28 protein-coding genes, 1 tRNA gene and 1 pseudogene are annotated in these 26,460 nt (G+C 60.2%); 16 read left to right on the top strand and 14 right to left on the bottom strand.

The features are described 5' to 3' along the window. Nucleotides 1-402 precede the first annotated feature (402 nt). Both AArcSt11_RS17000 and AArcSt11_RS15660 read right to left on the bottom strand, forming a co-directional pair. Nucleotides 403-537, bottom strand: coding sequence for a hypothetical protein (locus AArcSt11_RS17000; RefSeq protein ID WP_259371261.1), 135 nt, complete (start codon nucleotides 535-537; stop codon nucleotides 403-405). Nucleotides 538-583: 46 nt separating this feature from the next. Next, nucleotides 584-835 carry a UPF0058 family protein gene (locus tag AArcSt11_RS15660; protein ID WP_250598469.1) on the bottom strand — a complete coding sequence of 84 codons (252 nt, stop codon included), beginning with the start codon at nucleotides 833-835 and terminating at the stop codon, nucleotides 584-586. 366 nt (nucleotides 836-1,201) lie between these two features. Between AArcSt11_RS15660 and AArcSt11_RS17260 the strand changes: the two genes are divergently transcribed. Beyond that, nucleotides 1,202-1,402: a DUF8106 domain-containing protein gene (locus tag AArcSt11_RS17260; RefSeq protein WP_491896766.1), complete on the top strand. Its 201-nt coding sequence runs from the start codon at nucleotides 1,202-1,204 to the stop codon at nucleotides 1,400-1,402. 922 nt (nucleotides 1,403-2,324) lie between these two features. Here the strand turns inward: AArcSt11_RS17260 and AArcSt11_RS15655 are convergent. Further along, on the bottom strand, nucleotides 2,325-2,762 hold the full coding sequence (locus tag AArcSt11_RS15655) for a hypothetical protein (RefSeq protein WP_250598468.1): 438 nt from the start codon (nucleotides 2,760-2,762) through the stop codon (nucleotides 2,325-2,327). Between the two features lie 532 nt (nucleotides 2,763-3,294). Continuing rightward, a tRNA-Gln gene (locus AArcSt11_RS15650) sits at nucleotides 3,295-3,397 on the bottom strand. A gap of 173 nt (nucleotides 3,398-3,570) precedes the next feature. Here AArcSt11_RS15650 and AArcSt11_RS15645 point away from each other — a divergent pair. Continuing rightward, entirely contained in the window at nucleotides 3,571-6,228 is a 2,658-nt protein-coding gene (locus AArcSt11_RS15645; RefSeq protein WP_250598467.1) for an AAA domain-containing protein, read from the top strand. A gap of 13 nt (nucleotides 6,229-6,241) precedes the next feature. Here the strand turns inward: AArcSt11_RS15645 and AArcSt11_RS15640 are convergent, their stop codons facing one another. After that, the gene (locus tag AArcSt11_RS15640) at nucleotides 6,242-6,955 is read right to left on the bottom strand and encodes a mechanosensitive ion channel family protein (protein WP_250598466.1); all 714 of its coding nucleotides are present in this window, start codon (nucleotides 6,953-6,955) and stop codon (nucleotides 6,242-6,244) included. A gap of 210 nt (nucleotides 6,956-7,165) precedes the next feature. Between AArcSt11_RS15640 and AArcSt11_RS15635 the strand changes: the two genes are divergently transcribed. The 3 genes from AArcSt11_RS15635 to AArcSt11_RS15625 all read left to right on the top strand — a co-directional run bounded on the left by AArcSt11_RS15635 (nucleotide 7,166) and on the right by AArcSt11_RS15625 (nucleotide 9,109). Next, complete coding sequence (locus AArcSt11_RS15635) at nucleotides 7,166-7,552, top strand: DUF5820 family protein (RefSeq protein ID WP_250598465.1); 387 nt, start codon at nucleotides 7,166-7,168, stop codon at nucleotides 7,550-7,552. A gap of 51 nt (nucleotides 7,553-7,603) precedes the next feature. After that, nucleotides 7,604-8,050, top strand: a complete 447-nt coding sequence (locus tag AArcSt11_RS15630; protein ID WP_250598464.1) for a UPF0179 family protein — start codon at nucleotides 7,604-7,606, stop codon at nucleotides 8,048-8,050. 69 nt (nucleotides 8,051-8,119) lie between these two features. After that, nucleotides 8,120-9,109: a ring-cleaving dioxygenase gene (locus AArcSt11_RS15625; RefSeq protein WP_250598463.1), complete on the top strand. Its 990-nt coding sequence runs from the start codon at nucleotides 8,120-8,122 to the stop codon at nucleotides 9,107-9,109. 15 nt (nucleotides 9,110-9,124) lie between these two features. Here the strand turns inward: AArcSt11_RS15625 and AArcSt11_RS15620 are convergent, their stop codons facing one another. Further along, nucleotides 9,125-9,967: a M14 family metallopeptidase gene (locus tag AArcSt11_RS15620; protein ID WP_250598462.1), complete on the bottom strand. Its 843-nt coding sequence runs from the start codon at nucleotides 9,965-9,967 to the stop codon at nucleotides 9,125-9,127. A 244-nt stretch (nucleotides 9,968-10,211) separates the two neighbouring features. After that, on the bottom strand, nucleotides 10,212-11,282 hold the full coding sequence (locus tag AArcSt11_RS15615) for a radical SAM protein (RefSeq protein ID WP_250598461.1): 1,071 nt from the start codon (nucleotides 11,280-11,282) through the stop codon (nucleotides 10,212-10,214). Nucleotides 11,283-11,405: 123 nt separating this feature from the next. Between AArcSt11_RS15615 and AArcSt11_RS15610 the strand changes: the two genes are divergently transcribed. Both AArcSt11_RS15610 and AArcSt11_RS15605 read left to right on the top strand, forming a co-directional pair. Continuing rightward, nucleotides 11,406-11,723: an Htur_1727 family rSAM-partnered candidate RiPP gene (locus AArcSt11_RS15610; protein WP_250598460.1), complete on the top strand. Its 318-nt coding sequence runs from the start codon at nucleotides 11,406-11,408 to the stop codon at nucleotides 11,721-11,723. Between the two features lies 1 nt (nucleotide 11,724). Next, a complete protein-coding gene (locus AArcSt11_RS15605; RefSeq protein WP_250598459.1) occupies nucleotides 11,725-12,936 on the top strand; it encodes a TIGR04347 family pseudo-SAM/SPASM protein in 1,212 nt (403 codons plus the stop codon). On the opposite strand, the gene AArcSt11_RS15600 is transcribed toward AArcSt11_RS15605, so the two are convergent. From AArcSt11_RS15600 to AArcSt11_RS15590, 3 genes are read right to left on the bottom strand one after another with little or no spacing between them, the layout of a single operon-like run. Then, nucleotides 12,876-14,072: an ABC transporter ATP-binding protein gene (locus AArcSt11_RS15600; protein ID WP_250598457.1), complete on the bottom strand. Its 1,197-nt coding sequence runs from the start codon at nucleotides 14,070-14,072 to the stop codon at nucleotides 12,876-12,878. The genes AArcSt11_RS15605 and AArcSt11_RS15600 overlap by 61 nt on opposite strands. Continuing rightward, entirely contained in the window at nucleotides 14,069-14,887 is an 819-nt protein-coding gene (locus AArcSt11_RS15595) for an ABC transporter permease (RefSeq protein WP_250598455.1), read from the bottom strand. The genes AArcSt11_RS15600 and AArcSt11_RS15595 overlap by 4 nt, the downstream gene beginning before the upstream one ends. Then, complete coding sequence (locus AArcSt11_RS15590; protein ID WP_250598453.1) at nucleotides 14,884-15,837, bottom strand: extracellular solute-binding protein; 954 nt, start codon at nucleotides 15,835-15,837, stop codon at nucleotides 14,884-14,886. Before AArcSt11_RS15590 ends, AArcSt11_RS15595 begins: the two co-directional genes overlap by 4 nt. 199 nt (nucleotides 15,838-16,036) lie before the next feature. On the opposite strand from AArcSt11_RS15590, the pseudogene AArcSt11_RS15585 reads away from it, so the two are divergent. The 7 genes and pseudogenes from AArcSt11_RS15585 to sufD all read left to right on the top strand — a co-directional run. Continuing rightward, nucleotides 16,037-16,147 (top strand): annotated as a pseudogene (locus tag AArcSt11_RS15585) (helix-turn-helix domain-containing protein); the annotation flags it as partial. Nucleotides 16,148-16,275: 128 nt separating this feature from the next. Next, nucleotides 16,276-16,950 carry a helix-turn-helix domain-containing protein gene (locus tag AArcSt11_RS15580; RefSeq protein WP_250598449.1) on the top strand — a complete coding sequence of 225 codons (675 nt, stop codon included), beginning with the start codon at nucleotides 16,276-16,278 and terminating at the stop codon, nucleotides 16,948-16,950. Nucleotides 16,951-17,116: 166 nt separating this feature from the next. After that, complete coding sequence (locus tag AArcSt11_RS15575; RefSeq protein WP_250598447.1) at nucleotides 17,117-17,428, top strand: DUF7521 family protein; 312 nt, start codon at nucleotides 17,117-17,119, stop codon at nucleotides 17,426-17,428. A gap of 76 nt (nucleotides 17,429-17,504) precedes the next feature. After that, nucleotides 17,505-18,791, top strand: a complete 1,287-nt coding sequence (locus tag AArcSt11_RS15570; protein ID WP_250598446.1) for an O-acetylhomoserine aminocarboxypropyltransferase/cysteine synthase family protein — start codon at nucleotides 17,505-17,507, stop codon at nucleotides 18,789-18,791. A 122-nt stretch (nucleotides 18,792-18,913) separates the two neighbouring features. After that, the gene (sufC, locus tag AArcSt11_RS15565; protein ID WP_250598444.1) at nucleotides 18,914-19,828 is read left to right on the top strand and encodes a Fe-S cluster assembly ATPase SufC; all 915 of its coding nucleotides are present in this window, start codon (nucleotides 18,914-18,916) and stop codon (nucleotides 19,826-19,828) included. Between the two features lie 51 nt (nucleotides 19,829-19,879). Further along, a complete protein-coding gene (gene sufB, locus AArcSt11_RS15560) occupies nucleotides 19,880-21,310 on the top strand; it encodes a Fe-S cluster assembly protein SufB (protein WP_250598442.1) in 1,431 nt (476 codons plus the stop codon). 1 nt (nucleotide 21,311) lies between these two features. Next, complete coding sequence (gene sufD, locus AArcSt11_RS15555) at nucleotides 21,312-22,523, top strand: Fe-S cluster assembly protein SufD (RefSeq protein ID WP_238479605.1); 1,212 nt, start codon at nucleotides 21,312-21,314, stop codon at nucleotides 22,521-22,523. Between the two features lie 55 nt (nucleotides 22,524-22,578). Here the strand turns inward: sufD and AArcSt11_RS15550 are convergent, their stop codons facing one another. Together AArcSt11_RS15550 and AArcSt11_RS15545 are read right to left on the bottom strand one after the other, a co-directional pair. Next, nucleotides 22,579-23,373: a universal stress protein gene (locus tag AArcSt11_RS15550; RefSeq protein WP_238479606.1), complete on the bottom strand. Its 795-nt coding sequence runs from the start codon at nucleotides 23,371-23,373 to the stop codon at nucleotides 22,579-22,581. Further along, nucleotides 23,370-24,788, bottom strand: coding sequence for an APC family permease (locus AArcSt11_RS15545; RefSeq protein WP_250598440.1), 1,419 nt, complete (start codon nucleotides 24,786-24,788; stop codon nucleotides 23,370-23,372). The genes AArcSt11_RS15550 and AArcSt11_RS15545 overlap by 4 nt, the downstream gene beginning before the upstream one ends. 216 nt (nucleotides 24,789-25,004) lie before the next feature. On the opposite strand from AArcSt11_RS15545, the gene AArcSt11_RS15540 reads away from it, so the two are divergent. Next, complete coding sequence (locus tag AArcSt11_RS15540; protein WP_250598438.1) at nucleotides 25,005-25,505, top strand: ferritin-like domain-containing protein; 501 nt, start codon at nucleotides 25,005-25,007, stop codon at nucleotides 25,503-25,505. Beyond that, the gene (locus AArcSt11_RS15535; RefSeq protein ID WP_250598436.1) at nucleotides 25,502-25,936 is read left to right on the top strand and encodes a metal-dependent transcriptional regulator; all 435 of its coding nucleotides are present in this window, start codon (nucleotides 25,502-25,504) and stop codon (nucleotides 25,934-25,936) included. Before AArcSt11_RS15540 ends, AArcSt11_RS15535 begins: the two co-directional genes overlap by 4 nt. Here the strand turns inward: AArcSt11_RS15535 and AArcSt11_RS15530 are convergent. Together AArcSt11_RS15530 and srp19 are read right to left on the bottom strand one after the other, a co-directional pair. Then, nucleotides 25,933-26,163 carry an H/ACA ribonucleoprotein complex subunit GAR1 gene (locus AArcSt11_RS15530; protein ID WP_250598434.1) on the bottom strand — a complete coding sequence of 77 codons (231 nt, stop codon included), beginning with the start codon at nucleotides 26,161-26,163 and terminating at the stop codon, nucleotides 25,933-25,935. The genes AArcSt11_RS15535 and AArcSt11_RS15530 overlap by 4 nt on opposite strands. Further along, complete coding sequence (gene srp19, locus AArcSt11_RS15525) at nucleotides 26,163-26,441, bottom strand: signal recognition particle subunit SRP19 (RefSeq protein ID WP_250598432.1); 279 nt, start codon at nucleotides 26,439-26,441, stop codon at nucleotides 26,163-26,165. Before srp19 ends, AArcSt11_RS15530 begins: the two co-directional genes overlap by 1 nt. Between the last annotated feature and the right edge of the window lie 19 nt (nucleotides 26,442-26,460).

Here is a 26,460-nt window from a genome sequence, read left to right as displayed (position 1 = left end):
AGACACAGTTCCAACACCCTGCTTCCTTCATTGAGAACGTTTCTATGACACGCTCACGGTCACCATCGACGCCGACCAGCATGGAAACCCTGTGATAGAAATCGAGTCACACCGCTAAATATGCAAGCTTGTTCGATCACCCAATCCAAGAGCAGAGGCTCAAAATACACGTAGGCTCCATATTCAGCAAGCGATTCTTATCCGTTGCTTAGGCTTTCAACAAGGCCGTAGATTTAACTCTTGATTGCGCCGATTCAAGTGGATGACCGTGGACTTACTAACTATGTCGGCTTCCAGCAGGACGTAACCGAACAGATCGCCTTTGATTGTCCATGAGTTGTCTGACTCAGATGTGAAACGGTTCGTTACGACTGCTGACCGAGCAAGCCGATAATTCCCCAGTCACTGCTGATCTGTTAACGATGTGGTTCCACTCTCCGGAGACCGAATCCACATCGTTTTGAGATCCTCGGCGGTCGCATCTTCGGGATAAAACACGTAGATGTCTTCCCCATCGTACTCTCCAAGTTGTACCATATCCAGATGGCTTCCGTGATCACTGCGTTCATTCATCGGCATGAGATTATGAGCGGGGCATCTCGGTAGTGCTGGTCTGGGTCTGCTGGTGAGATTCGTCAACCAACTGGCTACAGTGAGATAATAAGTGTTTGACTGCGGTTTTGTGTGCGTCTTTGCCTCGGTGGATATCCTGCGGGCGAGTCGGTTGTGTGTTGTAGTCGGCAAAGACATCATCCGGTAGCGATTCGTCCCCTTCCAGATACTCCCCCACCTCAAACAACAGCGCGTGGATGTGGATCAACTCCTGTCGTTTCATGTTACGAGACAACACACCAACACGTAAAAGCTAATTTGCCAGTTTAAGTCGGTATTCTCAGGCATCTCTATTTTACAACGATCATACACAGTATATTGAAGAGATACTGAATGAACCCACTGTGTAGGGTAATTAGAAGTATCGACTGGACAGAGGCATACACACCTGTCGAGGTCAGATCGTATCCCCCTTTGTTGTGAATTGGTTCAAAGAACCTCGGACGTAGCGCGACGAAAGTTCAGAGATAATAGGTATCAAATAACAGAGTCTGCGCTGTCCCCGTAGATCGTGAACTCGGTTTTGTAGAAGTGACAGACTGAAGTAACGAACAACGCCCTTATCCATACTCGGATAGTAGGTTCGGGAATGGTTCCCTCCAATGACCACCCTGAGCGCCAGCTGCCCCACAAGGCAACGCTCTATTGTCCGAAGTGTACACACGAAAGTCGAATTAATGGGGACTGGATACTCCACGTCCACTCTACCCATCTCGACTACGAATGCCCCGAATGTGGAAATACGATTGAGTCCCGATCAGATGAACCTGATGTGATTACTCCGGTGTAGAGGAGCGATTCAGTTCATGGCCACTAATTAATAACTGTAGCCAACGGACCTTCTTTGTGAAAAACTGTGCCTCAGTGTTGGGTACAAAATCACCAGTACTCAAATGTTGCAGAGATCCTCTAATCTGCTATATCCAGCACAGGATTCTTTCCGGACTTTGTATAGACTGATGCAGGTCGGTCTGAATACAACGCGGGAACGCAGCGATTCGAGAATCACCAGCCTGTAGACGCTACTCTGAAACGACTGCCTCGCACGTCAGACAGTATCGTCGCCCATCGATAAGATCGACAATATTGTGATGACGACGACAACTACTCATGCAGATAATTGCAACCGCCCATGCAAGACTCTTCTGTATGTATTGTAGCTCCCTCAACCTGTGCCTCCAAAGTGGGACCGCACTGCTGCATGCAACCTCTGTATGTTTCACCGAGGTTCTGATGGATTCCAGATAGGTTGTCACCCATTGCGGTATGTGTGTACCCTGTATCTATCAATTTGCAGGCCGGGTATGCCAACTGTTCTATGACACCCTTTTAAACGAATGAATTCAAGAAACCATTCGACAACAGCGAAGTCATGAGGATGTTTTGTAAAATACAACCATCCGTGCCGAGTGAATCCTTTAGGATACTCTTCCTCTAATACATCAATACCATCCAAGGATGTTACGTATTCCATCACATCCCCCTGAGAAAGTTTGTTCTTGCGATCAACGTGATAGTATATTTGACTCATTATAGTGGCTATAGTTGCAAAGAGGATGAGTAACTACCGAAGGAGTATGCAACACACTGAACACCCATCGAAACAAAACTCAAGTCGAGGATGCAGGTCGCGCCCATGCCTTTGCGGCTGGGTCTGGCCTGGTTCAGCGTGTGCGGTCACAGAGCACGCGTGTTGACATCCGGACTTCTGTTTAATCGAGGAGATCGTCGTCAGGAACAGAGAGGTCATCAGTAGACGTTGCATCAACTTCATTCGGAGCAGTATTGGCATCGCTGATATTTTCCGCTACGGCGAACTGCTGCGACGTGAGACGCATCTCATCATACTGCTCGAGAAACTCGGCTAACTCTTCGGGTGAATACCCGTTTTCTTCGTTAGACCTCAGAGACCGCGCGATGGACAATACTTGCGCGAGGGGCTCTCCGTCATCGTCGTCGTCAAAATCCATCTCAAATAGCTCATCGAGTGCATCATCGGCACTATCGATGTGGCGCATCGCCACAACCGTCCCGGTAGCCTCCTCTAAATTCTCCCCAAAGAACTCACTGGCTTCTGCTTCCGTGATCTCTTCATCCCTATATTTGCGAAGCATATCATCATACTTCTCAGAGTCTACGGGTACAGTCATTGCTCGAGCATACAGTCGCATCGACAATAACCCTCAGGATCGTTTAGAAGTGAGAATCAGAACTCTGCAAGAAGAGACTCAACATGGTCGTCGGTCGCGCACCGCACGGTTGGGACTCCGTCCCGATCAATTGGCCTTTCCGGGTGCACTGGCGTTTGGCCCGGTTCTGACGCTAGAAGGAACAGATTGTGCAGCTCCCACTGGAACCCATCGATAACTGCTTGCATTTCTCTCGAATCCATTACCTGATGGTATAACCCGACCGACAATAATCGCGGGGGCTTGAGACCCCTTCATCGAAATGAAACCACACACGTCACATTCACTGAGTCCACACCCCGCCGTCGATTTGTTCGACATCGACACACCCCCCGGTGTGAGTGGTCGATGGTATTGACGCGTCACAGGCACACGTCACTGTCCAGAGATGGGAATCGGTCGCGCGCGCCACAGATACTTCGAGACCGACTTCACCACTAGAAACTACCGGTAATAAAATCCTCGGAAAAGAGGATTCACACCAAAATGGATATAGTCCCGGGCGGATTCGAACCGCCGTCATAGGCTGTCTTCCGTGACGGCCGTAACCGAACACGTCCAAAGGCCCATATGATTGGCCACTACACCACGGGACTTCGCTTTACTCGCCCCGTGAACCTCACAACCCACTCGGGATTGCTCACCACCACGGGACTGTACCCGGAGATATCGCCTGTTTACATAATAGTCTTACTTTTCCCTAATACCGAACCGGGATCACCAGCACCAGACCCGAGCCCTTTTGACCGATGACGCCGGACTGGATAGCGTGAATCTGGACGGCGTGATCGTCGACGTCGAGGAGCCACGAACGATCACGACACAACACGGCGAGAGCGAGCTTGCGGAGCTGTCGGTCCGGCGCGACGAGGACAGCGACCCAGTGACGGTCACGCTGTGGGGCAAGTGGGCCGAGACGGGCGAGTACGTCGAGTCGGGCATGGAAATCGTCGTCACAGAGGCCGAGCGGAACGACTACGACGGCGAGGAGGGCTATGCGACGACCGGCGACTCGCACGTCATCGTTGAGCCGACCTTCCTCGTGAACGTGACTGACATCCGCTCGTGGGTGCAGTGCCCGCGGATGTACTATCTGAACAAGATCTCGGCGATCCCGCTGAACTACCCGGTCGTAAAGGGGACCATCGTCCACGAGGTGTTCGGCGACCTGCTGCGTGGTCGGGATCTCGACGACGCCATCGACGACCGGGTCGAAGAGGTCGGGCTCGAACTCGGCCTGCTGGGACGTGACGTCGAGGGCGTCCGGGAGGACGTCCGCGGGAACGCGGCGGCAATCGACGGCTGGCTCAGTCAGGGGACGCTCACCGACGAGGACCAGTGGCGCAGCGAGCAGTTGCTGATCAGCCGCCGGTTTGGTATCAAGGGGCGGGCTGACGCGATCCGGCGTGGGATGCCGGTCGAGCTGAAGACCGGCAAGAACACGCGACGCGATCCACGGTTTCAGGACAAAATTCAGGCGGCCGCCTATGCCCTGTTGCTCCGCGAGAAGGGCGTCCCGGCGGATACCGGAACCCTTCTGTACACGAAGAACACGACCCTTGACCGTGGTGAGGCGACCGGTGACCTCTCCCCGGCCAAGGAGTTCTCGATCGGGAAGGGGCTGTGTGATTACGTCGTCCGCGAGCGCAACCGGCTCGCGGCCATGGAACACGGAATGAGCGTCCCGACCGGCTACGAGGCAGACGCGAACTGTGAGTCCTGTTTCGAGCAGGATACCTGTATGGTCGTCTCCGGACGGCTGAATCAGGAATCGAAGGCCGGACAGATCGGCCGCGCAGTGCCGGAGGAAGAACGCGAGTACTTCGAGCGGTTCTACGAGTGGCTGGAGGAAGAACGACGTGAGACGCACCGGGAGTACGCCAAACTCTGGGAGCAGACTCCCGAAGAGCGGGCCGACGACGACCGGGCGTTGATCGGCCTCGAACCGACCGAGCGGCGCGAACTACCGGGCGGACGGTGGGAGCTTCACGCCCGGCGCACCGGTTCCGCAGTCTCGAAGCTCCGGGAAGGCGATGTCGTGTTGGCGAGCGACGGCGATCCGATCGAGGGCCACTCCGAACTGGCCCGGATCGAACGGCTCGAACCGGACCAGGTCGTCGTCACGGCCGACGAGCCGGTCTCGTTCACTCGCCTCGACGTCTACCCGTCGGAACTCGGTGTCGACCGCATGCTGACGGCGCTCCACGACACGGTGCTCAAGGGCAGCCAGCGGCGAACGGACGTCCTGTTCGGGCGTACGGACCCGGCGTTCGGGACGACCGACGAGACGTTCATAGACAACAACGCGGCCCAGAACGAGGCCGTCGAGAAGGCGGTCACTGCGGAGGATCTATCGCTGATCCACGGCCCACCGGGGACCGGCAAGACCTACACCATCGCACGCGCGATCCGGGCAATGGTGGACCGCGGCGAGCGCGTATTGCTGTCGGCCTTTACTAATCGGGCGGTTGACAACGCCCTCGAAGCGCTGCGGGAGCAGGGCTACGAGGACGCAGTTCGGGTCGGCACGAAAAGCGGTGTCCGCGAGGACATGCAGGACCTCCGTCTGGAATCCCGTGGCGACCCGGAAGAGCGTGCCGCGGAGCTAGAAGACGCCCAGGTCGTGGCGGCGACCACGGCGACCTGTGGCTCGCGGGAGCTCCGCGAGCAGGAGTTCGACGTCGCACTGGTCGACGAGGCGTCCCAGCTAACCGAACCCAACACGCTCGCAGCGATCAACCGGGCTGATCGGTTCGTGCTGGTGGGAGACCACCACCAGCTACCGCCGGTCGTGCGGAGCGAGAACGGGCTCTCGACGTCGCTGTTCGAGCGGATGCACGAGGAACACCCCGAGGCGTCAGTGCTGCTCACGCGCCAGTACCGGATGGCCCAGCGAATCCAGGCATTTGCGTCCCGCGAGTTTTACGACGGTCAGTTGCGGCCCGCGACCGGGGAGATCGCCGGACGAACGATCAGTGATCTCGCCGATGTCGAGGCCGACCAGCTCCCGGAGCCACTTCAGGAGCGGGTAACGCTGTTCGACGTTCCCGGCGACGATGGACACCACACGGATGCAGACGAGGCAGAGCGGGTTGGTGGGGTTGTCAAAGCGTTCCTCGCGGCGGGTGTCAATCCCGATCGGATTGCCGTGATTGCGCCCTTCCGGGCACAGGTCGCGGAAATCGAGCGCCGCACTCACGATGAAGTTGCAGTCGATACGGTTGATCGGTTTCAGGGATCGAGCAAGGACGTCGTGCTCGTCTCCTTCGTCGCGAGCGGGAGCCTCGATGGTCCGATCTTCGAGGACTACCGGCGGATCAATGTCGCGCTGACACGCGCAAAGCGGTCACTCGTCCTGATCGGCGACGCGGCGGCGTTGCGGACCGACGAACGCTACGCTCGCATGGTCGAGTGGGCGGAAACGTAGGTTCGTCGCGGACTCAGTTCTCGCTTTTGTCCTCGTGCCAGTCGCCGACGTTCTGGGCGACGTACTCCTTGCCACCCCAGCCGAAGGCGATACCGACAGCAAGTGCGAACGCCAGACCGAGCGCGAGCACAAACGTCTCGCCAAAGGTGTAGAGAATACCGACGCTGACGCCCATCGTATCGAGGCCGATGATTACCACGACGAAGTAAAGCAGCGCCTTCGTCACGTCAGCGAAGATATCGGGGAAGCCGCTTTTCTGTGCTGTGGTCGACTCGCGAACCGAATCGACTGCGAAGTCGGAGATGTAGAACCCGACGATAAGGACGAGCAGCCCGCCGAGGAATGCCGGAACGTAGGAGACTGCCCCCTCGATCCACTGGGTGAGAACGGTAAAGCCGATGTGATCCAGTGCGGCGAACACCGCGACCAGGAAAATATAGTACTTCACGATGGTGCCGAGGGCGGCAGCCGCCGCTCCGTTGCGGTTGCCAAAGAGCACGCCAAGTGGCGTCTCCGAGACCGTCGAGTCGAACTCCGCACGGAGTGATACTCGCTCAACGACATCGCCGACCTTCCCGGCGATGAACCAGCCAATCGCCAGAATGACGACCGCAACAAACACTTCGGAGAGGATACCGATTGATTCGAGAAACGCGCCCTGAAGTGCATCAATGAACTGTCTGGGGAACCCGCTGTCGGTCGTGAGTAGCTGTGGTTCCACGTACATTATTGACCACCGCTGTTCAGGCTGTGCTGTGTATTCAGTTCTGCTACGTGTCTGCGTTCTGGCATACAGTCGTCTGTGTGCAGGACACTTATTTAACTTCTTCCATATCGACTATATTTTCAAGAGAAGCAGTCCCCGAAACAGCCGTAGTCACGAGTCCACCGTCTGGAAGTAGGACGGCTTTTGACAGCCGATACCGTAGTCGTGACCATGAGCTACGAACAGTTACATGAGGGCTGGGTCGTCTGGAACGACGAGCCCGAAGGCCGGAGCGTCCTCGCGTATCGCCCGGACGTCTTCGACGCCGACCGATTCCCGGCCGAATGTCTCCCCGCGATCTATCTTACCCGTGGGCGTCCATCACGACGGCCCGCAGGACACGACCCAATAGAGTCGGGAGAGCAGTGGACAGTCGTCCTCTATCTGGAGCCGGATGTCGACGGTGGAGCGGAGCAGTTCGACGACAGGGACGCCGCAGTGGAGTATGCGATCGAACTGGCAGAGGACTTTGCCACAGGAGACATCGACTATCGAGGCCTCTATCAGGTCCCCCGGCCGGAATACTTCGAGAAACTGGACGAGCTAACTGAAGCGTGACAGCCGTATCAGTGCGGGACGCTTAACCACCTTCCCACGCTACAGTGGGGCATGAGCAAGGTCACGCTGATCGGAACGCGGCTCGCCTCGGAGGGCCAGGAGTTCGTCTTCGAGGGGGAGGCGAGTGGCTGTGCCGGTTGTCCCTACCGGAGTCAGTGTCTCGGGCTCTCGCCTGGTGTCAAGTATCGGGTGACGGACGTACGAGAGAACGCGCAAGTTCTCGACTGTGCAGTCCACGATGCTGGCGTGCAGGCTGTTGAAGTCGAACCGACGTCTGTCCCTGCAAACGTCTCCACGCGCAACGCCTACGCGGGATCGAAAGTAGCACTTGAAGGCCCCTGTCCACACACCGAGTGTCCGAGCCACATCTACTGTGAGCCGGACGGCGTGGAGTTCGGGGAGGAACGGCGGATCGAGACTGTCATCGGGGAGCCACCCCACGACCACTGCGAACTCGATCGGGACCTGACGCTCGTCGAGTTCGCGGCCGAGGAGTAACGAGCTGTCTGGACCCGGCCCGGTAACACTCACGTCAGCGGGAACTCAAGTTCTCCCACCCCGTAGGAGGTGACGATGACGACTCCAACACCCGGCATCCATCACGTCACCTGCGTCGCAGGCGACCCACAGCGGAACCTTGATTTCTGGGTCGAGACGCTCGGCCTGCGACTGGTAAAACGCTCGATCAATCAGGACGACCCCGAGACGTATCACTTCTTTTTCGCCGACGCGGAGGGGACGCCCGGAACGAGTATGACGTTTTTCCCGTGGGAGAACCTCACACAGGGGCGCGTTGGCTCCGGGCAAGTCTCCCGAACTGCGTTTCGTGTCCCCGAAGGGAGCCTCGACTACTGGGAAGACCGATTTGACGAGTACGGTGTGGACTATGACGAACGGATCGAACGATTTGGCGAAACCGTCCTGCCGTTCCACGACCCGGACGGACTCCCCGTCGAGCTCGTCGAAGTCCCAATCCCTGACGACGACCCGACGGTCCCGTGGACCGAGTTTGTCCCCGAAGACGCTGCTATCAGGGGATTTCACTCGGTGACGCTGTGGCTGGCAGACCCGATGACGACCGAGTCACTGCTCCGGACGATGGGTCTCGAAGAAGTCGGCACCGAACAGGCTCAGGGCGACGCACCAGGTGACGAGCGCACCCGGTTCGCCGCGAGCGGTCCGGTCGGCAAGTACGTTGACGTCTTGCCCACGATAGAGGCCGGTCGACAGGGTCACGGTACCGTCCATCACGTCGCGTTCCAGACGCCGACCGACGAGGACCAGATGGCGATGCGCAAGGCGGTACAATCCGAGGGGCTCCGACCGACTCAACAGATCGATCGCCACTGGTTCCGATCGGTGTACTTCCGCGAATCGAACGGCGTCCTCTTCGAGCTTGCCACCAGCGGTCCGGGCTACGACAGTGACGAACCGCTCGACGCGCTGGGCGAGCGACTCGTCCTTCCGGGACAGTTCGAGGATCGGCGCGAGGAAACCGAGGCAGCGCTGGCCGACGTGACGGTGCCGCGGGCCGCCGCCCCTGATGCCGACGATTGAGTCGGACGTCCCGGATTACTCCCTGATCGGCGAAGAGACTATTCGCTGTCGCTGAGCCGCGTAGCCGAGCATCGACTCGTAGCCGTCCGCGGAGAGCAACACAGGGTAAAACGACTCACTGGCGATCACATCGCCCGTGGGGCCTGTAGCGAATCGCTCCCCTTCCCGGACGTGTTCGAAGTTGTCGACCAGTACCTTGTAGTCCTCGTCCGGAATTTTTGGAATTTGTTCTGCGAGGCGATACACCGGCGTCTCGGTGCGATCGGGATCGTCGAGCGGACCGACGCCGAACTCCTCGGCGAGTTCTGTGGCGACGTCCGGAGCGAGGACGTCCATCGCACGCAGATAGGCGAGCGTGAGCCGGAGTGCTGCAGCCGCTGCTGCATCGCTTCCCTGTAACCCGCATTCGACTTCGATTGTCCGGACGGCAGCGAACAGCCGTCCCTGAATAAAATCACTGGTATCTACGACTGACTCGACCGGCAGCCTGGCGGCGAGCCGTTCGACCAGCGGATCGACCTGATCGACGACCATGAACGGTTCGGGGTGTGATTGGGTGGAGTGCAGCGAGAGGACGGTACAGCCCTCCAGCCGTTCCGCGAGGTCGTGGGCAAGTCTCGATTCGTGGGCGTCCTGCGTGGGGTCGCCGGGAAACGCCCGATTGAGGTCCGTATCGACGTATCGAACGCTCGCTTCGAGGGCTCGCTCGTTGACGACGATCAACAGGACGGGGCGTTCGACCGGAGGCGACGCTTCGATGAGCCGCTCGACTGCGGAGACACCGCCGGGTTCGTCGCCGTGGATTCCCGCCACGACGGCGACAGTGGGGGTTCCCTCTCCGAGTTGCTCGACGCGCATGAGAGAGGAGTTCGGCCGTGGACGTTTATCGGGTTCGATTCCGGGAGGGGTATTATAGAGCCGTTGTTCGCCGGTGTAGGGCTTAGGGGATTACAACGACAATTATGAACTGCTGGCAGACAGCCAGCATGCAATACGACGAGTGCTCGACTGCCGATCCGCCACGTCCGTTCTCCCTTCCACGCCGGTCCGGAGCTGGGCTCTCCGGAGCGGTCACCTCTCTTTCCGATCCCCGATAGCGTTGCTACCCGTCCGCCGGTAGCGGACCGTCGTACCCCTCCGGTACGTACGGACATAGCGGATCGCTGCCGAGAGGGTCGCCAGTCGTTGCAAACGCTCGCGAGCGACTCCCGCCACAGACCGCTCGGTACGGACACGCCCCACATTTGCCGGTTAGCGCGTCCGAATCGCGGAGCCGTTCGAAGAGATCAGCAGTCCGATAGAGATCGACCACGGAGTGTTCGCGGACGTTTCCTGCGGACTTCGGGAGGAAGCCCGAGGGATACAGTTCGCCGGTATGACTAACGAATGCGAACCCATCGCCCGCAGTGATACCCATCGAGCGACTCCGGCTCCCTGTCGCGTCAGTCCCTTCGTCCTCGCGCCGCTGAATACCGACGCGTCGGTAGTGGGGTGCTTCGGTCGTTTTGACCCCGTAGGGCTCCTCGTCCGCGACCGTCTGCAGCCACTCCATCACGGACTCCGAACGCTCCGGACTGATCGGCGAGAGCGCCGTACCCCGCCCGATGGGAACGAGAAAGAAAACGCTCCAGAGGACTGCACCGAGATCGCGGACGACCTCGCGAAGTACTGGGAGATGCTCGACCGTCCGCTGACAGACGGTGGAGTTGACCTGCAACGGGATTCCGGCCTCAGCCGCCATTCGGGCAGCAGCGATCGTGTCCGCGTAACTGCCCGCCTCGCCGCGGAACGAGTCGTGTGCTTCGGGCGACGGACCGTCGATACTCAGCGCCATCCGGCGGAGGCCAGCATCGGCCAGCGCCTCGATCCGCTCTTTCGTCAGCGAGGCCGTCCCGCTCGGTGTCAGCGTGACGTTCAGACCGATCTCGGTGCCGTACTCGACGAGTTCGGTCAGATCCTCACGCTTGAGCGGGTCACCACCCGAGAAGACAACAAGCTGTCCCTCACCGAACTCGCGGGCGTCGTCGAGCATCGCCTTCGCCTCAGCGGTCGTCAGTTCATCGGGGTGACGATCCGGGACGGCATCGGCTCTGCAGTGATCGCAGGCCAGATCACAGGCCTGTGTCAGCTCCCATATCAGTACGAGCGGTCGTTGGTCGGTATCGACGTGCATGGATAGGATATTTGACCTGAAGTTGGCGGTCCTACTGCCGGAGAAACGATGTAGTACGATGCCGATTCCCAGTATCTGAAAATTGGCGCGTGGGGTTTTTACAAGAACCACTGACCGGACGGTATGAGCGAGGGATCCACACAGGTAGAGAAAGCGTCACGGGCGCGGGTCGGTGACGAGTCGCGCGGCGACGACCTGGCGGAGTGGGAAGTGTTTCTCCGGGACGACGAGAACGCCAAAATGAGTCACGTCGGGAGCGTCAGTGCCGCGACAGCGGAGGCCGCTCACGAGCACGCAAGCAAACTGTTCGGGTGGTTTGCAAGTGATGTCTGGATCTGCCCAGCCGAGGAGATGCACCGCTTCTCGACGCACTCACTCGGGCCGAAGGGCGACGACGCGACGCCCGAAGACGGGACCGAGTCGCGGACCCACGAGTTCTGAGATGATCTCGATTAGCAAACTCCTCTGTGAGCTGGACGCCGAAGGTGACGGGCTCCGGTACGACGCCGCAGAGGAATCCGACAAACCCCAGATCACAGAGGAGAAACAGCGACGTCCGGTCGTCGTCTGGAACACGACCAAACAGTGCAACCTGTACTGCTCACACTGTTATGCTGGGGCGGAGTCGGCCGCCGCCGCCGGCGAGCTGACGACCGAGGAAGGTAAGGACCTGCTCGACGACCTCGCGGAGTATGGCGCACCGGTCGTCCTGTTTTCCGGCGGGGAGCCGATGGTACGCGAGGATCTGACCGAACTCGTCTCCTATGCGGACGATCAGGGGATCCGACCGGTCCTCTCGACGAACGGGACGCTGCTCAACCGCGAGCGCGCCCGGGAGTTGCGTGATGCTGGCCTCAAATACGCCGGTGTTTCCGTCGACGGCCTCCCGGAGCGCAACGACCGGTTCCGGGGGCAGGAGGGCGCGTTCGAGGCAGCGCTCAACGGGATCCATGCCTGTCAGGACGTCGGCCTGAAGACCGGATTGCGGTACACGATCACCGAGATGAACGCGCCGGATCTGGAAGGGGTCGTTGATCTGCTCAGCGACGAGGGTGTCGACCGCTTTTGTTTCTATCATCTCGACTACGGCGGGCGTGGCGCGGAGATCAGCGACGTCGATCTCACGCCCGAGAAGCGTCGTGAGGCGGTTCGACGGCTCTGTGATATGACTCGCGAGTATCACGAGCGCGGCGAGGAGATCGAAACGCTGCTCGTCGGCAACTACGCCGATGCTGGGTTCCTCGTCGAGTACGCCCGCGAGGAGCTGGGGGAGGCCCAGGCCGAGCGGATCTACCGATACTTGCGGCGCAACGGCGGCGATCCGGCTGGCGAGCGCGTCGCCGACGTCGACTATCAGGGGAACGTTCACCTCACGCAGTTCTGGCAGGGCTACAGCCTCGGCAACGTCCGTGACCGGTCGTTCGGCGCGATCTGGGAGGACGAGTCGAACCCCCTCCTCTCCCGACTGCGCGAGCGAACCGACCACCTGAAGGGACGTTGTGCGGACTGTCAGTATCAGGAGATCTGTCGCGGCGGATCACGACTGCGGGCGCTGGCGATTCACGATGACCCGTTCGCGCCGGATCCGCAGTGTTATCTGACGTCGGAGGAGAGAGCGTCTTCCTCGGCGTCACCACCAGCTCCCTCCGACTGAGTGGCGAATCCTCGTATCGATTCGACCGCTCCCGTCGGAATCCGCTTACCCGTCTCCGCGTCGAACAGGAGTAGATCGTCCACCGAAATCGAGAGCCACCGCGGCTCGCCAACGCTCGGTGGATCCGACCGCCGTTCGACGACGAACTCGACGTCCTCGTCCGTGCGACAGACGAGATCGTATCTCGTTCCGCGGTCGATAACCCGGCTAACGGTGACCGGAAACGAGAGGACGCTATTTTGCTCCATCGAGGATGCATCCGTCCTTCGGGCGTCATCCCGTCCGCTGAGTGCGAGGTGACGCGGGCGAGCGTGGATAGTTACCGCCCGGTCGGCGTCTGACGGGACAGGTTGGCGAACCCGGCCTGGGCGTCCGGCAACGGAGAGCGTGGCCGGATCGGCCCCACAGATCGCTCCCTCGAGGATGTTCGTCCGGCCGAGGAACTCGGCAACGAACTCAGTCGACGGCGATTCGTACAGTTCACGCGGCTGCCCGACGCCTGCAACCTGTCCATCGTTCATCACAACGAGCCGATCGGCAAGCGCCATTGCTTCCTCCTGATCGTGTGTGACGAACAGCGTCGTCACGCCGGTTTCGCGCTGGATGCGACCGATCTCGTCACGGAGCCGCGTTCGAAGGGATCGATCCAGCGCGGACAGCGGCTCGTCGAGTAGCAGGACGTCCGGCTGTGGAGCGAGTGCCCGAGCGAGTTCAACGCGTCGCTGCTGACCACCGCTCAACTCGCTGGGATACGCTCCGTCCCGACCGTCGAGACCAACCAGATCGAGGTATTCTCTGACGCGCTCGTCACGCCGGTCGGATGCAATTCCGTGTCCTTTCAGTCCGTATGCGACGTTCTCCGCGACGGTCATGTGCGGGAACAGTGTCGACTGCTGAAAGACGACGCCGACGCGCCGACGCTCCGGTGGACGGTCGGTGACGTCCGTGTCGCGCAGCGTGACGGTCCCCGTGGTCGGACTGAGGTGCCCAGCAACCGCCTGAACGAGTGTGGTCTTGCCACAGCCGCTTGGTCCGAGCAGGGCGACCAGTTCACCCGACTCGACCGAGAGCGAGACGTCCTCGAGCGCGTGTTCGTCGCCGTAGCGCTTCGAGAGTCCGTCAATAGCAAGTGTCATCTATCGATCACCGTGGGAACACGCCCCACGTGCTGGACCGCCGCGAGAACGACGAGCGTGATCGCAAAGAGCGCGAGGGCAAGCGGAAGGATGGCATCGATACCGCCGGCGATAAACTCGACCCAGATCCGTGTCGGCATCGTCCGCGGGTTGTACGCGACCATCATCGTCGCCCCGAACTCGCCAATCGCGCGCGCAAAAGTGAGGACGATACCGGCGATGATCGCCCCGCGAGCCAGCGGCAGAGAGACGTTCCAGAACGTAGCCAGCGGGCTGTGGCCGAGCGAGCGTGAGGACTGTTCGAGACGCTCATCGACGGCAGCAAAGCCCGATCGAGCGGTGATAACGACGAAGGGAGCGGCGACGAACGTCTGGGCCAGAACGACGCCGATGAGGCTATCAGTCAGGGGCACACCGGCCGCCGTAGCGGCGGCACCGATCGGTGTAAACCGTCCGACTGCAGTCAGGAGCATCGCCCCACCGACGACCGGTGGAACGACCAGCGGGAGTATCACGAGGGCCTCGACGAGGCGCTTTCCGGGGAACGATCGTCGCGCGAGGACGTACGCGAGCGGGACGCCGAACACCGTGGCGATCAGGGTGGCAACGGGGGCGGTGAGCAGTGAGTTTCGGATCGCCGTTTGCGCCTCGGGCGTCGAGAGTCCGGCAAGCACGTCGACGGAGCCGGTTCGCATGAGGAAGGCGACAAACGGAAGCGCGAAGTAAGCGACGAGCAGACCGCCGAGCAATCCGGGGACGAGCAGTCCCGGGAAGCGATCGTCCCAGCGGGAACCGACGCCGTCCGTGAGGGTCATAGCTCCAGCACCTCCGGGACTGCTCCGGCCGGTCGTGGGAGCGAATCACCGACGGTTAGCCCGGCATGCTTCAGCAGGTCGGGATTGTTGACGAGGAATTCGACGAGGTCGTGTCCGGCCTCGGGGGCATCAGCCTCGTCGTGGACCGTCGCGTTGTAGAGGATCGGACGCCCCTCGGCCGTGTACCCCTCCTCGTCGGTCGTGAACTCGACTGTTGCGTAGTGGTCGGCACGCTCCGGGTCTGCGAAGTTGTACGCCGGAGGAAACTCCTGAAACGGCATGTCGTGGTCGACGGCCATGTTCCGATAGACGACTGCGCCCGCCCGTGATCCGCTTTCGACACCGGCCATCATCTGGGGCTCGTCCGGCTCCCGGTAGGTCAGGTCGAGCAGCCGGTCTCGAAAGCCCTCGACATCGTGCTCGCGCTCCGCCAGTTCGAACGCCTGCACGGCCCGGTAGCCGAGGGGATCGAGGTTCGGATCGCCGATCGAGAGATCACCCTCGTCGGTATCGAGCGCCGCCCTGTACCATGGCTCCCCGTTTTCGAGTCGCTTGCCGAACATCGTCTCCGCGTTGTAGCCGATCCCGACACTGTTGGACGCGAACTCGATGTCCCAGTCGGTGACCTCTCCGTAGAGTCGATCGCGTAACAGCCTCGCGTCGGCACTCACGATTACGTCAGGATGTTTCGTCCGGTCCTCGACCATCCGCATCACCGCGTTTGCGCCGTAGTACTCTCCCTGAACGTCGACCCCCGTCTCTTCGCTGAACGCCGGTCCGACGTGATCCTCGAACGTCCGGGCAAGACTGCCCGCAGAGAGCACCTGTACCCGCTCCGAACCGCGACCGAGACAGCCTACCACCGACGTCGAAGTAAAGAGTGCGCCAGTTGTGGCGAGCACGTCGCGACGGCGTGCTCGTCGCGGCGCGTGTGGGGCTGTATACGGCATCGAATAGGTGTAGCTCGAAGACGGATATATAATTGTTCTTCGTTCCCAAATTTGTGGAATGAAACTGGTAATGGTTACTTGGTGCTGGCTACGCCACCGCTTTGGCGGCCCTCAGACGCTTTCGACCCCGACACTCGTTACACGAAATGAAGGGGAAAGCCCACGACTTTAGTCGTGGAGAAGTCACGACACGGAGCGGAGCGTCGATCTCGCGACGGTGGCGGCCGAGCTAGATCTCTCGATATCTGCGCTGTCACAGCGACTCCGCGTCGCCCAGTCGAAGCTCGTCGACGATCTGTTCTCGGAGTGAGACCCCGATCGATCGAGGACTTACCCGGGGTCGTCCCGGTCGGTAATAACTCACGAACCAGTTCGACATTTAAAACACTCCACTGATACACCATAGCTCCTACAGTGACCAAACCACAACTAGCGGGTATGACACAGACGAAACTGACCATCACCCTGCCGGACGGGACGTGGATCAAGGACGTCTCGTCGGCCGTCCCTGATGCCCACTTTCGTGTTCTCGCAGCGATGCCAGGCGACGGGAGAGGGTTCGGCCTCGTTCGCGTCTCCGGAACGACCCTTGATGATGTACTCGACCAGATGAGCAACCACGATGCGCTGACATCGGTCGAACTGTTGCAAGGCTCGGAAAGCCAGGTGCTCGTTCAGTTCGAGACGACGAGACCGTTGCTCCTGTTTTCGGCCCGGGAATCGGGCGTCCCGATCGAGCTGCCGATCGATATCCAGGACGGCGTTGCGACCATCGAGGTGACGGCGTCGCCGGACCGTCTCTCGATGCTCAGCGACCGGCTCGACGCGTTCGGACTGGAATTTGAGGTCGAATACGTCAAGCCACGCGTCGACAGGGAACAGTTACTCACCAACCGGCAACAGGAGCTGATACAGGAGGCAGTGTCACGGGGCTACTACGACACGCCGCGCGAGTGTTCGATGACGGAGCTCGCCGAGGTTGTTGGCATCGCCAAATCGACGTGCAGCGAGACGCTACACCGTGCTGAGGGGAAGATCATCAAAGAATTCGTCTCGGAACTGGGCGACCAGCCCGCGGCGGAGCCTGCACGCAGTACGGCCCGGCACTCCTAGCAGACCTGTTCTCAGGTTCTGGGAATATCACTATCGATTAATACTGTCAGTCGTCTATCTTTCAGCCAGAGTAGCAATGTCATGACTCATACAACCACGACCCCTCATGCATCGTTCGCAAAACGGTGGTGGGAGTATATTGGAATCACCGCCAGGGTGATCTCCGATGGATAGAATCTCTGCCATTATCGTCGGTGCATATACCGTAATCTTCGTTTTCGGCGGTGCAATTACCGTATTTGCCTATCGCGCGTTCACGAGAACTGGCTCGAAACGGCTCAAAGCGCTTTCTGTCGGATTCGGAATGGCTACAGTCGGGACACTGGTCAGCATCGGCGGCCACCAGCTCGGATTACTGGCGCTACTGGACGCCGTTGCGCTACAGAGTCTCGCTACTGCAGCCGGATTCGTAGTACTGGCGTACTCGCTACAGACCAACTTTTCGACGACTACGCCGATGGGTCACTCGACCAAATGAGATGACCACGGTTCCGTTCCGGCTCTTTGGGGCCGCCGCGTGCTTTTATATCCCGTGGGAGACAACGGATTGACGCATGTCCGACAACGACTACGGCTTCTTTACTGACAGCGTACACGCGGGACAGGAACCGGACGAGTCGACGGGCGCAAGAGCGCCGCCGATCTATCAGACGACATCCTACGTCTTCGACGATGCCGAACACGCCGCGTCGCTGTTCGCGCTCGAAGAGCCCGGCAACATCTACAGCCGGATTATGAACCCGACCAACGGAATGCTCGAAGGTCGGCTCGCCGAGCTGGAAGGCGGAATCGCCGCAATTGCGACCTCCAGTGGAATGGCCGCGCTCGATCTGGCGACGTTCACGCTCGCATCGGCGGGAGATAATATTGTGACCTCCTCGTCCCTGTACGGCGGGACCTACACCTACTTCACCCATACCGCACCGCGCCGAAACGTCGAAGCGCGCTTCGTCGATACGCTCGATTACGACGCCTACGAGGAGGCGATCGACGAGGACACCGCCTACGTCCACCTGGAGACGATCGGCAATCCCGCGCTCGTCACACCCGACATCGAACGGATCGCAGAAATCGCTCACGACAACGGCGCGCCGCTGTTCGTCGATAACACCTTCGCGACACCCTATCTCTGTAACCCGATCGAACACGGTGCGGATCTCATCTGGGAATCGACGACCAAGTGGATTCACGGCTCCGGCTCGACGATCGGCGGGATCCTGATCGACGCCGGAACGTTCGACTGGGATGCGGAGAGCTACCCCGAGATCGCTGCGGAAAACCCGGCCTACCACGGGATGAACTTCAAGGAAACGTTCGGCGATGCGGCGTTCGCGTACACGGCTCGCGCGCGAGCGCTCCGGGACCTCGGTAACCAGCAGGCTCCCTTCGACGCATGGGTTACCCTGCAGAAACTGGAGACGCTCCCACTCCGAGTCCAGCGTCACTGTGACAACGCCATGGCCGTCGCGGAGTACCTCGACGACCACGACGAGGTCGCGTGGGTGAACTATCCGGGCCTCGAACACCACGAGACCCACGAGGAGGCCACCGAGTACCTCGACGGTGGCTATGGCGGAATGATCACGTTCGGTCTGGAAGACGGGAAAGAAGCGGGGCGAACGCTCGTCGAGTCGACGGAGCTCGCCAGCCTGCTCGCGAACGTCGGCGACGCGAAGACGCTCATCATCCACCCCGCGAGTACGACGCACCAGCAGCTGACCGAGGAAGAACAGCTAGCCAGCGGGACGACACCGGATCTGGTCCGGATCTCGGTCGGACTGGAAGACGTCGAAGATATCATCCCCGATCTCGACCAGGCGATCGAGCAAGCGACGTCGTAACGTTTACGAGCAAGTATTCCTGTTTTGCAAAAGTATTTTTCTCGAACGTAAATTGATTGCCTGAAATCCGAAACCATTATGGGTGGCGCTACCCACCGTACGGATGACAGAGGTACATATCAATGGCTACGCTTCAACTCAACAATCTGCACGCGAAAGTGGCGGAAGAAGACGGCGAGAAGATCCTCGACGGCGTCGATCTCGAAGTCAAATCCGGCGAGATCCACGCCCTGATGGGCCCCAACGGTAGTGGGAAGTCGACTACGGCGAAGGTAATCGCCGGACACCCCGCCTACGAAGTAACGGAGGGCGAGGTGCTCCTCCACCTCGAAGAGGGCGAGTTTGGTGATGAGATCGAGATCGACGAGGAACTCCAGACGTGGAACCTCCTTGAGCTCGAACCCAACGAGCGCGCTGCACTCGGCATCTTCCTCGGATTCCAGTATCCGGCCGAGATCGAGGGCGTCACGATGACGAACTTCCTCCGAACGGCGCTCAACGCCAAGATCGAGGAGCGTGAAGAGCTGTTCGAGGAAGACGACGAAGAAGAAGCAGAGAGCGAGGAAGACGAAGGCTACGAAACCTCGCCGATGGAGGGCCCGGCTGACGAGGGCGACATCGGCGTCTCCGAGTTCCAGGAGATCCTCCGCGAGAAGATGGAACAGCTAGAGATGGACGAGAAGTTCGCCCACCGATATCTCAATGCTGGCTTCTCCGGCGGGGAAAAGAAGCAAAACGAGGTCCTTCAGGCCGCAATTCTCGAACCCTCGATCGCCGTCCTCGACGAGATCGACTCGGGGCTCGACATCGACCGGCTTCAGGATGTCTCGAACGGGATCAACGCCTTGCGCGACGCGCAGGGTACCGGTATCCTCCAGATCACTCACTACCAGCGGATCCTCGACTACGTAGAGCCCGATCACGTCCACATCATGCTCGATGGCAAGATCGCCAAAAGCGGCGATGCTGAACTGGCAGAGAAACTCGAGGACGAGGGCTACGACTGGGTCCGCGAAGAGGTCTACGAGACCGCGTAAACAGTTCCGACTAGAAGTAGGCCTATAAGCAACCACACGTAATTCAAACCAATGAGCTCAGATCAAGACCACCTCAAACAGACCAACACCGAAGACCGCTTTGCGTTCAAAAACGAGCACAAAGCAGCAGTAACCGCGGAAAAGGGCCTGAACGAAGAGACGATCAGGCTGATGTCCGAGGACAAGGACGAACCCGACTGGATGCTCGAGCGGCGCCTTCGCGCGCTCGAGGTCTTCCAGGAGATGCCGATGCCAACCGACTGGCCGGCGATGCCCGACCTCTCGGAGGTCGACATCAACAAGATCGTCCCCTACATCCGTCCCGACGTCGAACTCCGTGAAGGAACCGACGACTGGGAGAACCTGCCGGACGAGATCAAAGACACCTTCGACAAACTCGGCATCCCGGAAGCCGAGAAGGAGGCGCTTTCGGGCGTCGGCGCACAGTACGAGTCCGAGGTCGTCTACCAGAATATGAAAGAAGAGTGGGAGGACAAAGGGGTCATCTTCATGAATATGGACCGCGCGGTCCAGGAGCACCCCGAGATCGTGAAGGAGTACTTCATGACCTCCTGTGTCCCCCCGAGCGACAACAAGTTCGCCGCGCTGCACGGCGCAGTCTGGTCCGGCGGCTCGTTCGTCTACGTCCCCGAGGACGTGCAGGTCGAGATGCCAGTCCAGGCGTACTTCCGCATGAACAGCGAAGGGATGGGCCAGTTCGAGCACACGCTCATCGTGGCCGAGGAAGGAAGCGAGGTCCACTACATCGAGGGCTGTTCGGCACCGAAGTATTCGCACTTCAACCTCCACTCCGGCGGCGTCGAAGTGTTCGTCAAGGAGGACGCCCACGTCCAGTACTCGACCGTCCAGAACTGGTCGCGAAGCACGTACAACCTCAACACCAAGCGCGCCATCGTCGAAAAGAACGGCACGATGGAGTGGATCTCCGGATCGATGGGCTCGAAGGCCACGATGCTGTATCCCTCTTCGATCCTCAAGGGCCGTGGCGCGACCGATAACCACATCACCATCGCCTTCGCGGGCGAGGGTCAGGACATCGACACTGGCGCGAAGGTCTACCACAACGCGCCGAACACGAAATCGACCATCGAGTCGAAGTCCATCGCGAAAGATGGCGGCCGCACCAACTACCGCGGCCTCGTCCAGATCGCAGACGGAGCGGAGAACTCCTCGACTGCCGTCGAATGTGACGCCCTGATGTTCGACAACGAGTCGACCAGCGACACGATGCCGTACATGGAGATCGAGGAGTCGAAAGTCAACGTCGCCCACGAGGCGACTGTCGGCAAAATCGGCGACGAGGATATCTTCTATCTCCAGTCGCGCGGTCTCGACGATGACGACGCCAAACAGATGATCGTCTCGGGCTTCATCGAGCCGATCACGGAGGAACTGCCGATCGAGTATGCAGTCGAGCTCAACCGACTCATCGAGCTCGAGATGGAGGGGTCGCTCGGATAATATGTCTACGCAGGTACACGCCACAATCGACGAAAGCACCGTTCGCCAGATCTCCGACGAACTCGACGAGCCCGACTGGCTCCTCGAGACGCGTCTCGACGCCCTTGCGGCGCTCGATGACCTCCCGATGCCGTCGGTCATCCAGACGCCCGGCCGCAAGTGGACGAACCTCGAGGACCTCGACTACGAGAGTCTCGTCGATCCGCTGAACGCCGCCGAAACGAAAGATCAGGTCGGCCCCGACGAGGTCGACGTTCTCTCGTGGAGCGAAGCGCTTGCCGAACACGAGGAACTCCTCGAAGAGCGCTTTGGCTCGATCGTCGACCCGCAGGAGAACTACCTCACCGCGCTCTCGACTGCTCTCTTCAGCACCGGAACAGTCGTCTACGTGCCCGAGGGCGTCGACGCAGAGGACGTGAAAATCCGGACCGAGATGAACAGCCGTTCGCTGTTCAACTACACGCTGGTCGTCGCCGAGGAATCCTCCTCGGTGACGATTCTGGAGCGACAATCCACTGGCGAGCACGTTGAGGGAGAGCGCTACTACAGCGGGATCGTCGAGATCGACGCTGCCGAGAACGCACAGGTTCAGTACGGCTCCCTCCAGAACCTCTCGGAGGAGACGTACAACTTCACGCTCAAGCGCGGCGACGCTGGCACGTACAGCAAGATCAACTGGATCGAGGGCAATATCGGCTCACGCCTGACGAAGACCGAGGTCTCGACCGAACTCAACGGCGACTCCTCTGAGTCCCAGATCGTCGGTGCCTTCTTCGGGCACAACGACCAGCACTTCGATCTTGACGTCAAGGTCTGGCACCGTGGCGAGCACACGACCGCCGACCTCGTGACCCGCGGCGTCATCGACGATGTCGCCCGGACGGTCTACGAGGGCGTCCAGGACGTGGGCCGCGACGCGTGGGACACCAGCTCCTACCAGCGCGAGAACACGCTGATGCTCAGCGACGAGAGCGAGGCCGACGCCTCCCCGAAGCTGATCATCAACAACCACGACACCGAGGCGAGCCACTCCGCGACGGTCGGTCAGGTCGATGCCGAGGAGCTCCTGTACATGACCTCGCGCGGTATCGACGAACAGCAGGCCACGGACATGCTCGTGGAAGGCTTCTTCGTCCCCGTTCTCGAAGAGGTTGCTGTCGACGAACTCCGCGAGGACCTCAAAGCGAACGTCAAACAGCGGCTGCGGGACTGACGCGAAAAGAGAACTTTTGGATTATTTTATTCGACCACGCAGATAGCGACTGCTCTCATTCGGACTCCTCGCCATCTATCTCGTCTTCACCGTCATCTGTCGCCTCCTCGGCTGCTTCGGCGATTTCAGCGTCAGCGTCTTCGATGTCACGCGGTTGCCGAATCCTGACGACAGGTAGCATGAACCGTTCTGCGACCTTCTGACTCGTCTCTCCGAACAGGAACGTCGTCACGGACGGGTTGGACTCACCGAGAACGATCGCGTCGTAGTTGTTGGCGATCTCCGCGATCCGATCAAGGGGGGTGCCTGAGGTTTCGATCCGTGACTCGACCCGGTCGTCGGAGACGCCCGCCTCCTGCAGGACAGCACTGGTTTCGTCGAGCAGCGCGGTTCCATCGATATCGCTGTCCGGCGTTGCGACGTGCAAGAGTGTAACCGAAATGTCCGTCCTGTGCAGGAGACCACCGACAACGTCGACGATTCGATCGAGGATGACGTCGCCACGGACGGCAACCAAGACGTCTTTCATCTCGGTGGCCGGGTTCAGCACCATCGTCGCGTCGGCGTCGACTTCCTCTGCGACCCGGTCGATCGACTGGTCGGAATCCTGTGTGAAGACCATCCGCTTTTCGACCGTGGCCCCAACCCCTTCGAACTGCTCGGCTATATCAGTGAGTCGGTTCTGTGCTCGTTCTTCGAACTGTTCTCTGGCCTGCCCGGGAGCCGTCTGTTCGGGCAGGACGTGATACCCGACCAGCACGACGCGAGCGTTAGCCAGCAGCTCGACGACGCCCTGTTCGATACCTTCGCCTTCGAGTACGCGCACCGGAACGATGATTGTGGGTTTCATAGTACACCTCTGAGTCGAACTTCGCGTGCGTAGTAGCGGTGCCAGACGACCGCCATCACCATGATGATGCCGCCGACCGCAATGGAGACCCGGCCCATGAACGCGATCAGACCGAAGCTCGAGACGGCACCGACTGCCGGCAACAGCGGGTAGCCGGGCATCCGGTAATCGGGATCGTACCAGTCCGGGGGATTCCGCCGGAGTACGATCAACGCGATACAGATCAGCCCATACATGACGAGATGGAGGAAGGAGGCGACCTCCGCGAGCAGTTCGACCTGTCCGGTGGCAGTCAGGACGACGATCGGCCCGCCCGCAAGCGCGAGCGCGATGTGTGGTGTCCCATAGCGGAGGTTGATTTCGCTAGCCTTGGCGGGAAGCAACGCGTCCTTGCTCAGGGCGTAGATCGCCCGCGACGAACTGAGGATCGATGCGTTTGCGCTGGAAAACGTCGCAAGTAGCCCGGCGAGCAGGATCGCGACCGCGCCACCCGTGCCGAAGAACTCGCGGCCGACCTCTACCATCGCGGTCTCGCCGAAGCCGTCCAGGGCTTCGCTCCCCAGCGTGCTTGTCGCAACGAAGATCGTCACGACGTAGAAAACGGTCACGATCAGCACCGAACCGACCATCGCGAGCGGGAGATTACGGGAGGGGGATTTGATCTCCCCCGCGACGGTGGCGATCTGAGCGAACCCGAGGTAGGATGTAAAGACCAGCGCTGCGGTCGTTAGAATGGCGAGTTGGCCCTCCGGAGCGAAGGTCTCGGGCGTCGATTCGGCACCGAACACTCCCAGAGCATCAAGCGAGCCGTAGGTCAAAAAGACCGACAGTATCAGGAGGAGAAAGCCGACAATGAGGTTCTGGAGTTTCGCGGCGTTTTCGGTACCAGTTGCGCTGAGGGCAGTGAGGATGACGCCGAACGCAACCCCGAGAGCGATGCTCGCTGAGCCGGGCAAAGAGATGCCGATTTCAGCTAGCGCCGCCCCGGCGTACTCGCCGAACCCAACGAGGTAGAACGCCGACGCGAACACCAGTCCCAGCCAGAGACTGATCCCGACGATTGCGCCGTACACCGACCCGAGCCCGCGGGAAATGAAGTAGTAGCCCCCGCCGCTTCTGGGCATCGCGGTCGCCAGCTCCGAGGCTGGCAAGGCGACCAGCAGGGCGACTACGCCTCCGATCGCGAAGGACAGTGCAGCAGCCGGGCCTGCTTCACCCGCTGCGAGTCCGGGAAAGACGAAAATCCCGGCACCGATCATCGTCCCGACACCGATCGCGAGACCACCGACGAGGCCGATCGTTCGTTCGAGTTCGGTGTCGTCGTGAACGGTGGCCTCCTCGGTCATCTCGACATCGTCGACTGCTGGAGGGTCTCCTTCAGTCGCGCCCCCACTAGTATCGGTCGGCCTGTCCATACAGGGAGAGGTCGCGTCAGCACTATAAAATTCAGGGACAACGCCCGATTGGCTATAACCGTGGACGGTCGAGTCAGGAGTCCCCGTGCGAAACGCGCTCGCTTCGTGTGCCCTCGTGGCCCAGACGTACTTTCTGGAAGCGCTACTGTGACCCGGCCCCCGGTGTGGACAGGAGAGAAAAGGAGAGTTAAGTAGACTGGACACTGACCTGCGTGTATGAGTCTCGGCCAGCGGGTCTCGTCGGATCACCAGCTCGCCCGGCTCCTCCAGATCGGAGTCGTGCTGGAGGAGGTCGTCGAGGCACGAGCACACTCGCATCTAGAATCGCTCTCGCCCGACGAGCGAGCGGCACTCGACGATTCGATCGAGGACCTGCTCGAACACGCGGTCGAGGAGTCAGAAGACCACCGAAAACGGCTGGAGGCGCTTGTCGACGAGATGGACGCTGAGACGGTCTCCTACGACGAAATCGAGGTGCTCGTTCGGGAACACTACGCCCAGAATCAGCCCGAAGACTTCGACGGACTGCTGTACGATCAGCTCTGTAACGAAGAGACCGCCTACAAGTTTTACGACGATCTAATTGAGGCGATCGAGGCGAGCGATGCCACCTACAGTATCGAGCGCGAGCGGGTTCTATCGACACTTCGCGAGATACGTGCCGAGGAGGAAGCGGGCGTCGAAGACGTGACACGGGTCATGGAGGAACGCAAATGAACACCGCTGATCAGTATCTCAAGACGATCTATCTCGCCCAGACGATCGAGGATGGCCCAGCGTCGACTGGTCAGCTCGCGGAGATGCTCGACGTCAGCCCCGCGAGCGTCAACGAGATGATCGGCAAGCTAGAGGATCGGGGGCTGGCTGACCACGAGAAGTACAAGGGCGTGCGGCTCACCGACGAGGGGATCGGTCGGGCGCGAGAAGCCATCCAGACGTATTGTATCATCGAGCGGTTCCTCGCGAACGTCCTCGAAGTGAAGAACTATCGCGAAGAGGCACGGGCACTGGAGAGCGTGATCGACGATACGGTCGCAGATCGACTGGATACGATTATCGATCGGCCGGCGGAGTGTCCCGACTGTTTCGATCCGGAAGCCGACCAGTGTGAGTGTCTCGTCGTCGAACTGGAAGGCCAGGCCGACTAATCCTTGACGTAAAGTTTTTCGCCGAGCAGCGTCGCGAGGTTCACGTCATCGTCAGTCGTAACGGCCACGTACGGGCGGTCGACGGGGCCGAAGACGTCGACGACACGTCCGATTGTGTCGAGCGATTCGTCTATTACCATGTTGCCGATCGCGGGCTCGTACTCGCCCGAAACACGCGCGATTGCGAGCCCCTGTGCCGTTCGATCGACGGTGCCAAGTCTTTGCATCAGTTACGCATCGTCGAGACGTACGCCGCGACGGCCTGAACGACGTCGTTTTTCGAATCCTCACTGTCCTTTACAAGCACGCGACCGCGCGGCGTGTAGTGGTTCCGTGGATACGCAACGTCGCGTTCGATTTTGGCGTCGTAGCCGACCTGCTGGACGGCCTGTGCAATCTCGTCGACCGTCGGCTCTTCGACCGCGAGGTCCTGTGGGACGCGCCGCCCCTTCGAGCGGGAAAGCTCCGCATCGAGATAGGCGGGCCAGATGACGTTCTCGACCATACTCGTCAGTGGGTGGTCG

Origin of the sequence: Natranaeroarchaeum aerophilus, assembly GCF_023638055.1 — an archaeon.
Lineage (GTDB): Archaea > Halobacteriota > Halobacteria > Halobacteriales > Natronoarchaeaceae > Natranaeroarchaeum > Natranaeroarchaeum aerophilum.
Note: the sequence above shows the minus strand (reverse complement) of the source record. Positions and strands in the feature narration are given on the sequence as shown.